Here is a 12376-nt window from a genome sequence, read left to right as displayed (position 1 = left end):
TGTTACACTGGGCGCATCAACGCTAAAGGAATGTAAAAATGACCGAACTCAAAAACGATCGTTATCTACGTGCGCTGCTGCGCCAGCCCGTTGATGTTACGCCAGTGTGGATGATGCGCCAGGCGGGCCGTTATCTACCGGAGTACAAAGCCACTCGCGCTCAGGCGGGCGATTTTATGTCGCTGTGCAAAAATGCCGAACTGGCCTGCGAGGTCACTTTACAGCCGCTGCGCCGTTATCCGCTTGATGCGGCGATCCTTTTCTCGGATATCCTGACGATTCCGGACGCGATGGGCCTGGGGCTCTATTTTGAAGCTGGGGAAGGCCCGCGCTTTACAGCCCCTGTCACCTGCAAAGCCGACGTTGAAAAACTGCCGATTCCGGATCCAGAAGGTGAACTGGGCTACGTGATGAATGCGGTGCGTACGATTCGCCGCGAACTAAAAGGCGAGGTTCCGCTGATCGGCTTCTCCGGCAGCCCGTGGACGCTGGCGACTTACATGGTGGAAGGCGGCAGTAGCAAAGCCTTCACGGTGATTAAAAAGATGATGTACGCTGACCCGCAGGCGTTGCATCTGCTGCTGGATAAGTTGGCGAAAAGCGTCACGCTGTACCTCAACGCGCAGATTAAAGCGGGTGCGCAGTCGGTGATGATTTTCGATACCTGGGGCGGCGTGCTGACTGGCCGCGATTACCAGCAATTCTCCCTCTACTACATGCATAAAATCGTCGATGGCCTGCTGCGTGAAAACGACGGTCGCCGCGTGCCGGTAACGCTGTTCACTAAAGGTGGCGGTCAGTGGCTGGAGGCGATGGCGGAAACCGGCTGCGACGCGCTGGGTCTCGACTGGACGACAGATATCGCCGATGCGCGCCGTCGCGTTGGTCATAAAGTGGCGCTGCAGGGCAATATGGACCCCTCGATGCTGTATGCGCCGCCGGCACGGATCGAAGACGAAGTAGCGACTATACTTGCTGGTTTCGGTCAGGGAGAAGGGCACGTCTTTAACCTTGGACATGGCATCCATCAGGATGTGCCGCCAGAACATGCTGGCGCATTTGTGGAGGCAGTGCACCGACTTTCTGCGCAGTATCACAACTAAGGAGTTAGTATGGATCTCGCGTCGCTACGCGCTCAACAGATAGAACTTGCTTCATCGGTTTGCCGCGAAGATCGGTTGGACAAAGATCCGCCAGCGTTTATCGGCGGGGCGGACGTCGGTTTTGAGCAGGGGGGCGAGGTGACGCGGGCGGCGATGGTATTGTTGAAATATCCGTCGCTTGAACTGGTAGAGTACAAGGTGGCACGTATTGCCACCACCATGCCGTATATCCCCGGCTTCCTCTCTTTTCGTGAATATCCTGCGCTGCTGGCGGCGTGGGAACAGCTCTCGCAAAAGCCCGATTTGCTGTTTGTGGACGGTCACGGTATTTCGCATCCGCGTCGGCTTGGCGTCGCCAGTCATTTTGGACTGTTGGTGGACGTGCCGACCATCGGCGTGGCGAAAAAACGGCTATGCGGTAAATTTGAACCACTTTCCACCGAACCTGGCGCACTTAGCCCCTTAATGGATAAAGGCGAGCAACTGGCGTGGGTATGGCGCAGCAAGGCGCGCTGTAATCCGCTGTTTATCGCGACGGGGCACCGGGTCAGTACTGACAGCGCGCTGGCGTGGGTACAGCGCTGTATGAAAGGGTATCGCCTGCCGGAGCCGACGCGCTGGGCGGATGCCGTCGCTTCCGGGCGTCCGGCGTTTGTTCGTTGGCAAGAAATTCAGCGCTGATTCAGGTAAACTGCCGCTAATTTCCGATTCGAGATTCCATCATGTTACAAAACCCGATTCATTTGCGTCTGGAGCGGCTGGAAAGCTGGCAGCACGTTACTTTTATGGCCTGCTTGTGCGAGCGCATGTACCCGAACTACGCCATGTTTTGCAAGCAGACGGAATTCGGCGACGGACAGATCTACCGTCGCATTCTGGATCTGATCTGGGAAACCCTGACGGTGAAAGATGCAAAGGTCAATTTCGATAGCCAACTGGAGAAGTTTGAAGAGGCAATTCCGGCAGCTGACGACTATGATCTGTACGGCGTTTACCCGGCGATTGATGCCTGCGTCGCATTAAGCGAATTAATGCATTCTCGTCTTAGCGGCGAAACGCTGGAACACGCTATTGAGGTTAGTAAGACTTCCATTACTACGGTGGCGATGTTGGAAATGACTCAGGCTGGTCGGGAAATGACCGATGAGGAGCTCAAAACGAACCCTGCCGTTGAACAGGAATGGGATATTCAGTGGGAAATATTCCGACTTTTAGCCGACTGCGAAGAACGCGATATTGAACTGATAAAAGGGCTCAGGGCAGACCTGCGCGAGGCTGGTGAGAGCAATATCGGTATAAATTTTCAGCAATGACACCAGAAAACGTGATTTAACGTCTGATTTGTCGTGCCATAAGGCTTCCCTTATGCCCCCCGTCTGGTCTACATTTGGGAGGCGAAAAAAAGTGGCTATCGGTGCGTGTATGCAGGAGAGTGCTTTTCTGGCATTTCCGTCGCACTCGATGCTTAGCAAGCGATAAACACATTGTAAGGATAACTTATGAACAAGACTCAACTGATTGATGTAATTGCAGACAAAGCAGAACTGTCCAAAACCCAGGCTAAAGCTGCTCTGGAATCCACTCTGGCTGCTATTACTGAGTCTCTGAAAGAAGGCGATGCTGTACAACTGGTTGGTTTCGGTACCTTCAAAGTGAACCACCGTGCTGAGCGCACTGGCCGTAACCCACAGACCGGTAAAGAAATCAAAATCGCCGCCGCTAACGTACCGGCGTTTGTTTCTGGTAAAGCTCTGAAAGACGCAGTTAAGTAAGACGCGTAGCTGTGAACAGTTTTATCGAAGGGGCTCGTCAGCCCCTTTTGTCTGTCTGGCGTCGCGCGTTTCTGTTTTCTGGCGCGCTGTTGCTGACTGCCTGTAGTCATAACGCTTCACCGCCTCCGTTTACTGCCAGCGGCTTTGCCGGCGATCACGGCGCGGTGCGTATCTGGCGTAAAGATACGAACGATGAAGTCCATCTGCTTTCTGTTTTTAGCCCGTGGCATAGCGGCAGCACGACGACCAGCGAATATCGTTGGCAGGGTGATACGCTTTCGCTTATTGAACTCAATATTTACAGCAAACCGCCAGAACATATTCGCGCGCGTTTCGACGCTCATGGCGAACTCAGTTTTATGCAGCGTGAAGTCGGGGGGCAGAAGCAGCAGCTTTCCAACGATCAGATTGCCTTGTATCGCTATCGCGCCGAACAAATCCGTCAGACCAGCGACGCCTTGCGCCTGGGGCGGGTCATACTACGCCAGGGACGCTGGCACGCCGACCATACGGTAACCACCTGTGAAGGTGAAACGCTGAAACCGGATCTGGATTCCTGGGCAATAAGCCACATTGAGCGCCGCCAGAACCACTCATCGGTAGAGGTGAGCGTAGCATGGCTGGAGGCGCCGGAAGGCTCGCAACTTTTGCTGGTGGCGAATTCAGATTTCTGTCACTGGCAGCCGCAAGCGAAAACCTTTTGATGGAATACCGAATGGCGAAGCCGCCATTCGGCAAACATGCTTTACCAGTTTCCCATACCCATATGACCGCCGCCGCGATGATAACCGCCGCCATAGCCGCCGCAACCGCCATAGCCCATTCCTGCGCCGCGTGGTATGCCAGCCTGCGCCATCGCGACATCCCGTTTCACGCGTTGCTCATCTAACTTCTGGCCTAATGACTCCATCTCTTTGGCAACCGCGTTAATTTTCGCAGTATCCGGCGAACTGGCGGTCAGTAGCGCGTTGTATTCATAACGTTTGGATATCAGTTGCTGGCGCAGCGCGCTGGTCTGCGTATAGTAATCATCATAAATCTTCTGCGCCGTCGCCTGCTGTTCCGTAGTTAACGGGCTACCTCCCTGTTGCCACATACCGTCATTGTTGCCCCAGTGATGCCCAGCGAAGGCGGCGCCGGAGCTCAGGGCCAAAAGAGAGAGGGCGATTAGCGCGATAGCTGATTTATTGTTCCGTTTCATTTTGCGTTCTCCTGTTGCTCATCTTATCCTCTCTCTTGCATCTTCCGTGCCAGGTAACTATTCCTTGTCGGGCAGCGAGTTAACCCGCTTCAGGCGGCAAAAAGCGAGTAAAAATGACTCGCATGACCCGCCTGGCGAGTCATTTTTACCCACCCGTATCCGAAAGGGTGTGCGACACCGCGCGGTTATGCGGAGCGAAGAATGGCATGATCTCTGCTTAAGTAAGGAAAATAAAAACGAGCCGGGGAAGCCTGTGAGTTTTATACGATTACATAAAGATGCCGCTGCAATGTGGTTGAGTCGGCTGTTACCTGCGGCGATCTTCATTCTGGTGGGGCTATTTTCCATTATGGTCATTCGCGACTATGGCCGTGAGAGCGCTGCCGCCAGGCAGACGCTGCTGGAAAAGGGAAATGTACTCATTCGCGCACTGGAGTCCGGCACGCGAGTAGGTATGGGAATGCGGATGCATCACGCGCAGCAGCAGACATTGCTGGAAGAGATGGCGGGTCAGCCAGGCGTGTTGTGGTTCGCTGTAACGGATGCGCAGGGGGTAATCATCACTCATAGCAACCCTGGCATGGTGGGCAAATCGCTCTATTCCGCATCTGAAATGCATCAACTAAACCCCGGGCCGCAGGAGCGTTGGCGGCGTGTCGACGTTGCTGCTAACGGCGAGACGGTGCCTGCGCTGGAAATTTACCGTCAGTTCCAGCCGCTTTTCGGTATGAGAGGTCACGGTATGAGGGGGCACGGCATGGCGCGTAGCGCCAATGACGACGAACCAGCGAAACAAACTATTTTTATTGCCTTTGACGCCAGCGAGCTGGCCGCAACACAGGCAAGGGAGTGGCGTAATACGCTGATTGTTTTGTCTGCGTTAGCGGCGGTGCTGTTGGCAACGTTACTGGCGTTTTTTTGGCATCAGCGTTATCAGCGCTCGCACAGAGAACTGCTTGATGCAATGAAGCGTAAAGAAAAGCTGGTGGCGATGGGGCATCTGGCGGCGGGCGTCGCGCACGAAATTCGTAACCCGCTCTCGTCCATCAAAGGGCTGGCGAAATACTTTGCCGAGCGCACGCCTGCCGGCGGCGAGTCGCATGAACTGGCGCAGGTGATGGCCAAAGAGGCCGACCGTTTGAACCGGGTGGTAAGCGAATTGCTCGAACTGGTAAAGCCCGCGCATCTGACGCTCCAGACGGTTAACCTCAATGATATTATTACTCACTCCCTGAATCTGGTCAGTCAGGATGCCCAAAGCAGAGAGATTCAGTTGAGATTCACGGCGAATGAGACGCTTAAGCGTATTCAGGCTGACCCGGACAGGCTGACTCAGGTGCTGTTGAATCTGTACCTGAACGCTATTCATGCGATTGGCCGCCAGGGAACGATTACCGTAGAGGCAAAAGAAAGTGGGACCGACCGCGTTATCATCACTGTTACCGATAGCGGGAAAGGGATCGCCCCGGATCAGCTGGAGGCGATTTTTACACCTTATTTTACGACCAAAGCTGACGGGACAGGCCTGGGGCTGGCGGTGGTGCAAAATATCATCGAACAGCATGGCGGTGCGATTAAGGTGAAAAGTATTGAGGGTAAAGGCGCGGTCTTTACTATCTGGTTGCCAGTGATAGCGAGACAACAGGATTAACAAGGGTGATACGCGGAAAAATCGATATTCTGGTTGTGGATGATGATGTAAGCCACTGCACGATTTTACAGGCGCTGCTTCGGGGCTGGGGCTATAACGTCGCTCTGGCCTACAGTGGGCATGATGCGTTGGCTCAGGTGCGTGAGAAAGTCTTTGATCTGGTACTGTGCGATGTGCGTATGGCGGAGATGGACGGTATCGCCACGCTGAAGGAGATTAAAGCGCTCAACCCCGCCATTCCGATTTTGATTATGACGGCATTCTCCAGCGTGGAAACGGCGGTAGAGGCGTTGAAAGCCGGCGCGCTCGACTATTTAATTAAACCGCTGGATTTTGACCGTCTGCAGGAGACGCTGGAAAAGGCGTTGGCGCATACGCGGGAAACGGGCGCTGAATTGCCATCGGCGTCGGCTGCGCAATTTGGCATGATTGGCAGCAGTCCGGCGATGCAACATTTACTGAATGAAATCGCGATGGTCGCACCATCAGACGCCACGGTATTGATTCACGGAGACTCCGGCACGGGTAAAGAGCTGGTGGCGCGGGCGCTACACGCCTGTAGCGCCCGGAGCGATAAACCGCTGGTCACGCTCAACTGCGCGGCGCTTCATGAATCGCTGCTGGAGTCCGAGCTGTTCGGACACGAAAAAGGCGCGTTTACCGGCGCGGATAAACGTCGGGAAGGACGCTTTGTCGAAGCTGACGGCGGGACATTGTTTCTTGATGAAATCGGCGATATCTCGCCGTTAATGCAGGTACGTTTGCTGCGGGCGATTCAGGAGCGCGAAGTGCAACGCGTGGGAAGTAACCAGACGATATCTGTAGATGTTCGATTGATTGCCGCTACCCACCGCGACCTGGCGGAAGAGGTGAGTGCCGGACGCTTTCGTCAGGATCTCTACTACCGTCTGAACGTGGTCACCATCGAAATGCCAGCGCTGTGCCAGCGTCGTGAAGATATTCCGCTGTTAGCCGAATATTTTCTCCAGCGCTTTGCCGCACGTAACCGAAAAGCGGTGAAAGGCTTTACTCCGCAGGCGATGGATCTGCTGATCCACTACGACTGGCCGGGCAATATTCGTGAGCTGGAAAATGCGATTGAGCGCTCGGTGGTGCTGCTAACGGGGGAATATATTTCTGAACGCGAGCTGCCAATGGCCATTGCCGCGACGCCGATAAAAACGGAATACAGTGGTGAGATCCAACCGCTGGTGGACGTCGAAAAAGAGGTGATTCTGGCGGCGCTGGAAAAAACGGGCGGCAACAAAACGGAAGCCGCCCGCCAATTGGGCATTACGCGCAAAACGCTGCTGGCTAAACTCAGCCGTTAGTTTTGCTCACGCTCGATGGCGCGCCAGCCGATGTCGTTACGGCTGAAGCTGCCGTCCCAGCGAATGTCGGTCATCAGGGCGTAAGCGCGTTTCTGCGCCTCAGCCACGGTGTGACCCAGCGCGGTCGCGCACAGGACGCGTCCGCCGCTGGTGAGCACGCGGTCGTCGTCGGCGAGCTTAGTGCCAGCGTGGAAGACTTTGCCGTCAGCCACTTCCTCCAGCGGCAGGCCGTGGATCTCATCGCCAGTGTTGTAGTTGCCCGGATAACCGCCCGCGGCGATCACCACGCCTAATGAAGCGCGCTCGTCCCACTCGGAGGTTTTCTCATCCAGCTTGCCGTCGCAGGCGGCGAGGCAAAGATCCACCAGGTCCGACTTCATGCGTAGCATGATCGGCTGGGTTTCCGGATCGCCGAAGCGGCAGTTGAACTCGATAACCTTCGGATTACCCTGCTTGTCGATCATCAGACCCGCATACAGGAAGCCGGTATAGGTGTTACCTTCCGCCGCCATGCCTTTCACGGTTGGCCAGATGATGCGTTCCATGGTGCGCTGGTGCACTTCATCAGTCACCACCGGCGCCGGTGAGTAGGCGCCCATGCCGCCAGTATTCGGGCCGGTATCGCTGTTGCCTACGCGTTTGTGGTCCTGGCTGGTGGCCATCGGCAGCACGTGCTCGCCGTCGACCATCACGATAAAGCTCGCTTCTTCGCCGTCGAGGAACTCTTCAATCACGATGCGGTGGCCCGCGTCGCCAAAGGCGTTGCCTGCCAGCATGTCATGAACGGCGGCTTCGGCTTCTTCAAGCGTCATCGCCACGATAACGCCTTTGCCCGCAGCCAGACCATCGGCCTTGATGACGATCGGCGCGCCTTTCTCACGCAGATAAGCCAGGGCAGGCTCAATCTCGGTGAAATTCTGGTATTCCGCCGTCGGAATCTGGTGACGAGCGAGGAAATCTTTGGTGAACGCTTTGGAGCCTTCCAGTTGCGCGGCCCCTTCGGTTGGACCAAAGATCTTCAGACCCGCCGCGCGGAACGCATCGACCACACCAATCACCAGCGGCGCTTCCGGGCCGACGATGGTCAGATCAATCTTCTCGTTCTGGGCAAAGCTCAGCAGCGCCGGAATATCGGTGACGCCGATAGCCACGTTCTGCAACGCAGGCTCCAGCGCGGTACCGGCGTTACCCGGTGCGACAAAAACGGTATCAACCAGCGGCGACTGTGCGGCTTTCCAGGCCAGCGCGTGCTCGCGCCCGCCGTTACCAATGACTAAAACTTTCATCGTCTGCTCCCTGAATTAATGGCGGAAGTGGCGCATGTCGGTGAAGATCATCGCAATGCCGTGTTCGTCGGCGGCGGCAATGACTTCATCATCACGGATAGAGCCGCCAGGCTGGATAACGCAGCTCACGCCGACAGCGGCAGCGGCATCAATACCGTCACGGAACGGGAAGAAGGCGTCAGAGGCCATCGCGGAGCCTTTCACTTCCAGACCTTCGTCAGCTGCTTTAATGCCAGCGATTTTGGCGGAGTACACGCGGCTCATCTGGCCTGCGCCTATGCCGATAGTCATGTTCTCTTTGGCATACACAATGGCGTTGGATTTCACGAACTTCGCCACTTTCCAGCAGAACAGCGCATCGCGCAGTTCCTGCTCGGTCGGCTGGCGTTTGGAAACCACGCGCAGTTCAGCTTCGCTCACCATACCCAGATCCCTGTCCTGAACCAGCAGGCCGCCGTTAACGCGTTTGAAATCCAGGCCCGGAACGCGACTTGCCCATTGTCCGCAGGTCAGAACACGGACGTTCTGCTTGGCAGCGGTAATTTTCAGCGCTTCTTCGCTTGCGGATGGGGCGATGATCACTTCCACGAACTGACGGGAGATGATGGCCTGCGCGGTTTCGGCATCCAGCTCGCGGTTGAAGGCGATGATGCCGCCGAAGGCGGAGGTCGGGTCGGTTTTGTATGCGCGGTCGTAAGCGTCGAGAATAGAGGTACTTACCGCCACGCCGCACGGGTTGGCGTGCTTGACGATCACGCAGGCCGGCTCGTTGAACTCTTTCACGCATTCCAGCGCCGCATCGGTATCGGCGATGTTGTTATAAGAGAGGGCTTTACCCTGAACCTGGGTTGCGGTGGCAACGGACGCTTCTTTCACATTTTCTTCTATATAGAAGGCAGCCTGCTGGTGGCTGTTCTCGCCGTAGCGCATATCCTGCTTCTTAATGAAGCTCAGGTTCAGCGTACGCGGGAAGCGACCGGCGGCTTCTTTGCTCTCACCGTGATAAGCCGGAACCATGCTGCCGAAGTAGTTGGCAATCATGCTGTCGTAGGCGGCGGTGTGTTCGAAGGCTTTAATCGCGAGATCGAAACGGGTGTCGAGGGTCAGAGAGCCCTCGTTAGCATCCATCTCTTTAATAATGGCGTCGTAGTCGCTGCTCTTCACCACGATAGCGACGTCTTTATGGTTCTTCGCGGCGGAGCGCACCATGGTCGGGCCGCCGATATCGATGTTCTCTACTGCATCTGCCAGCGAGCAACCTTCGCGTGCTACGGTTTCGGCGAACGGATACAGGTTAACGACAACCATATCGATAGGGGCGATGTGGTGCTGTTCCATAATGGCATCGTCCTGGCCGCGACGACCGAGGATGCCGCCGTGTACTTTTGGATGCAGGGTCTTTACGCGTCCATCCATCATTTCCGGGAAACCGGTGTAATCGGAAACTTCGGTCACCGCCAGGCCTTTTTCTGCTAACAGGCGGGCGGTGCCCCCCGTAGACAGCAGCTCCACACCGCGTGCGGAAAGTGCCTGGGCGAATTCGATGATACCGGCCTTGTCAGAAACACTGAGCAGAGCGCGGCGGACTGGACGACGTTGTTGCATGGTAAATCCCCTGGATTTGACGATTACAGAGAGCGTTAGCTGAATTTTTCGTGAAAAACTCAGCTAACGCCCCTTATGGGGCATTCTCATTTTGCGGCGACATTGTAACGAAAACGTTTGCGCAACGCTCGCGAATTTTTCTTTTTAAATTCTGGCCCGGCTTTTATCCCTGAAAGATCGTTTGCAGAGTGAGAAGATCCAGGAAATGAACACGCATTATGTGGATAAGTCTGTGCGTAAATGGGTATAACCAGGGGGGTTGCTGGGGAATGCAGCAAACAGTCATTTTTCTGCAATTTTTCTATTGCGGTCAGCAGAGAACTTCCTATAATGCGCCTCCATCGACACGGCGGATGTGAATCACTTCACACAAACAGCCGGTCGGTTGAAGAGAAAAATCCTGAAATTCAGGGTTGACTCTGAAAGAGGAAAGCGTAATATACGCCACCTCGCAACGGTGAGCGAAAGCCGCGTTGCACTGCTCTTTAACAATTTATCAGACAATCTGTGTGGGCACTCGAAGATACGGATTCTTAACGTCCCCGGACGAAAAATGAATACCAAGTCTCAAGAGTGAACACGTAATTCATTACGAAGTTTAATTCATTGAGCATCAAACTTTTAAATTGAAGAGTTTGATCATGGCTCAGATTGAACGCTGGCGGCAGGCCTAACACATGCAAGTCGAACGGTAACAGGAAGCAGCTTGCTGCTTCGCTGACGAGTGGCGGACGGGTGAGTAATGTCTGGGAAACTGCCTGATGGAGGGGGATAACTACTGGAAACGGTGGCTAATACCGCATAACGTCGCAAGACCAAAGAGGGGGACCTTCGGGCCTCTTGCCATCAGATGTGCCCAGATGGGATTAGCTAGTTGGTGAGGTAACGGCTCACCAAGGCGACGATCCCTAGCTGGTCTGAGAGGATGACCAGCCACACTGGAACTGAGACACGGTCCAGACTCCTACGGGAGGCAGCAGTGGGGAATATTGCACAATGGGCGCAAGCCTGATGCAGCCATGCCGCGTGTATGAAGAAGGCCTTCGGGTTGTAAAGTACTTTCAGCGGGGAGGAAGGTGTTGTGGTTAATAACCACAGCAATTGACGTTACCCGCAGAAGAAGCACCGGCTAACTCCGTGCCAGCAGCCGCGGTAATACGGAGGGTGCAAGCGTTAATCGGAATTACTGGGCGTAAAGCGCACGCAGGCGGTCTGTCAAGTCGGATGTGAAATCCCCGGGCTCAACCTGGGAACTGCATTCGAAACTGGCAGGCTTGAGTCTTGTAGAGGGGGGTAGAATTCCAGGTGTAGCGGTGAAATGCGTAGAGATCTGGAGGAATACCGGTGGCGAAGGCGGCCCCCTGGACAAAGACTGACGCTCAGGTGCGAAAGCGTGGGGAGCAAACAGGATTAGATACCCTGGTAGTCCACGCCGTAAACGATGTCTACTTGGAGGTTGTGCCCTTGAGGCGTGGCTTCCGGAGCTAACGCGTTAAGTAGACCGCCTGGGGAGTACGGCCGCAAGGTTAAAACTCAAATGAATTGACGGGGGCCCGCACAAGCGGTGGAGCATGTGGTTTAATTCGATGCAACGCGAAGAACCTTACCTGGTCTTGACATCCACAGAACTTTCCAGAGATGGATTGGTGCCTTCGGGAACTGTGAGACAGGTGCTGCATGGCTGTCGTCAGCTCGTGTTGTGAAATGTTGGGTTAAGTCCCGCAACGAGCGCAACCCTTATCCTTTGTTGCCAGCGGTTAGGCCGGGAACTCAAAGGAGACTGCCAGTGATAAACTGGAGGAAGGTGGGGATGACGTCAAGTCATCATGGCCCTTACGACCAGGGCTACACACGTGCTACAATGGCGCATACAAAGAGAAGCGACCTCGCGAGAGCAAGCGGACCTCATAAAGTGCGTCGTAGTCCGGATTGGAGTCTGCAACTCGACTCCATGAAGTCGGAATCGCTAGTAATCGTGGATCAGAATGCCACGGTGAATACGTTCCCGGGCCTTGTACACACCGCCCGTCACACCATGGGAGTGGGTTGCAAAAGAAGTAGGTAGCTTAACCTTCGGGAGGGCGCTTACCACTTTGTGATTCATGACTGGGGTGAAGTCGTAACAAGGTAACCGTAGGGGAACCTGCGGTTGGATCACCTCCTTACCTTAAAGATGCGTACTTTGCAGTGCTCACACAGATTGTCTGATGAAAAGTAAATAGCAAGGCGTCTTGCGAAGCAGACTGATACGTCCCCTTCGTCTAGAGGCCCAGGACACCGCCCTTTCACGGCGGTAACAGGGGTTCGAATCCCCTAGGGGACGCCACTTGCTGGTTTGTGAGTGAAAGTCACCTGCCTTAATATCTCAAAACTGACTTACGAGTCACGTTTGAGATATTTGCTCTTTAAAAATCTGGATCAAGCTGA

The 12376-nt window shown here is 55.0% G+C and carries 10 protein-coding genes, 1 tRNA gene and 1 rRNA gene; 9 read left to right on the top strand and 3 right to left on the bottom strand.

Going from position 1 to position 12376, the window contains the following annotated elements; genetic code table 11:
• Positions 1 to 38 precede the first annotated feature (38 nt).
• The 5 genes from hemE to ACFK9X_RS21535 all read left to right on the top strand — a co-directional run bounded on the left by hemE (position 39) and on the right by ACFK9X_RS21535 (position 3579).
• The gene (gene hemE, locus ACFK9X_RS21555) at positions 39 to 1103 is read left to right on the top strand and encodes a uroporphyrinogen decarboxylase (protein WP_000137623.1); all 1065 of its coding nucleotides are present in this window, start codon (positions 39 to 41) and stop codon (positions 1101 to 1103) included.
• Between the two features lie 9 nt (positions 1104 to 1112).
• Positions 1113 to 1784 (top strand): deoxyribonuclease V, encoded by a 672-nt coding sequence (gene nfi / locus ACFK9X_RS21550; protein ID WP_000362363.1) that lies wholly within the window; start codon positions 1113 to 1115, stop codon positions 1782 to 1784.
• Between the two features lie 41 nt (positions 1785 to 1825).
• Positions 1826 to 2416: a YjaG family protein gene (locus ACFK9X_RS21545; protein ID WP_000940092.1), complete on the top strand. Its 591-nt coding sequence runs from the start codon at positions 1826 to 1828 to the stop codon at positions 2414 to 2416.
• 186 nt (positions 2417 to 2602) lie between these two features.
• Complete coding sequence (gene hupA, locus ACFK9X_RS21540) at positions 2603 to 2875, top strand: nucleoid-associated protein HU-alpha (protein ID WP_001044509.1); 273 nt, start codon at positions 2603 to 2605, stop codon at positions 2873 to 2875.
• Positions 2876 to 2886: 11 nt separating this feature from the next.
• Complete coding sequence (locus ACFK9X_RS21535; protein WP_001083931.1) at positions 2887 to 3579, top strand: DUF1481 domain-containing protein; 693 nt, start codon at positions 2887 to 2889, stop codon at positions 3577 to 3579.
• Positions 3580 to 3620: 41 nt separating this feature from the next.
• Here ACFK9X_RS21535 and zraP read toward each other — a convergent pair whose 3' ends face one another.
• Entirely contained in the window at positions 3621 to 4076 is a 456-nt protein-coding gene (gene zraP, locus ACFK9X_RS21530; protein WP_000828129.1) for a zinc resistance sensor/chaperone ZraP, read from the bottom strand.
• A gap of 253 nt (positions 4077 to 4329) precedes the next feature.
• On the opposite strand from zraP, the gene zraS reads away from it, so the two are divergent.
• Both zraS and zraR read left to right on the top strand, forming a co-directional pair.
• Positions 4330 to 5727, top strand: coding sequence for a two-component system sensor histidine kinase ZraS (zraS, locus tag ACFK9X_RS21525; protein WP_001621492.1), 1398 nt, complete (start codon positions 4330 to 4332; stop codon positions 5725 to 5727).
• Between the two features lie 5 nt (positions 5728 to 5732).
• Complete coding sequence (gene zraR, locus ACFK9X_RS21520; protein ID WP_151117663.1) at positions 5733 to 7058, top strand: sigma-54-dependent response regulator transcription factor ZraR; 1326 nt, start codon at positions 5733 to 5735, stop codon at positions 7056 to 7058.
• Here zraR and purD read toward each other — a convergent pair.
• Both purD and purH read right to left on the bottom strand, forming a co-directional pair.
• The gene (purD, locus tag ACFK9X_RS21515; RefSeq protein WP_151117661.1) at positions 7055 to 8344 is read right to left on the bottom strand and encodes a phosphoribosylamine--glycine ligase; all 1290 of its coding nucleotides are present in this window, start codon (positions 8342 to 8344) and stop codon (positions 7055 to 7057) included. The genes zraR and purD overlap by 4 nt on opposite strands.
• Before the next feature lie 15 nt (positions 8345 to 8359).
• Complete coding sequence (purH, locus tag ACFK9X_RS21510; protein WP_151117659.1) at positions 8360 to 9949, bottom strand: bifunctional phosphoribosylaminoimidazolecarboxamide formyltransferase/IMP cyclohydrolase; 1590 nt, start codon at positions 9947 to 9949, stop codon at positions 8360 to 8362.
• A 623-nt stretch (positions 9950 to 10572) separates the two neighbouring features.
• Here purH and ACFK9X_RS21505 point away from each other — a divergent pair.
• Positions 10573 to 12114, top strand: a 16S ribosomal RNA gene (locus ACFK9X_RS21505).
• 85 nt (positions 12115 to 12199) lie between these two features.
• Positions 12200 to 12275 (top strand) — tRNA-Glu (locus tag ACFK9X_RS21500).
• The last annotated feature ends 101 nt before the right edge of the window (positions 12276 to 12376 follow it).

Origin of the sequence: Salmonella sp. WC3, from assembly GCF_042932255.1 — a bacterium.
GTDB classification, from domain to species: domain Bacteria; phylum Pseudomonadota; class Gammaproteobacteria; order Enterobacterales; family Enterobacteriaceae; genus Salmonella; species Salmonella enterica.
The sequence above is the reverse complement of the archived record's forward strand: the minus strand, read 5'-3'. Positions and strand labels throughout refer to the sequence as shown.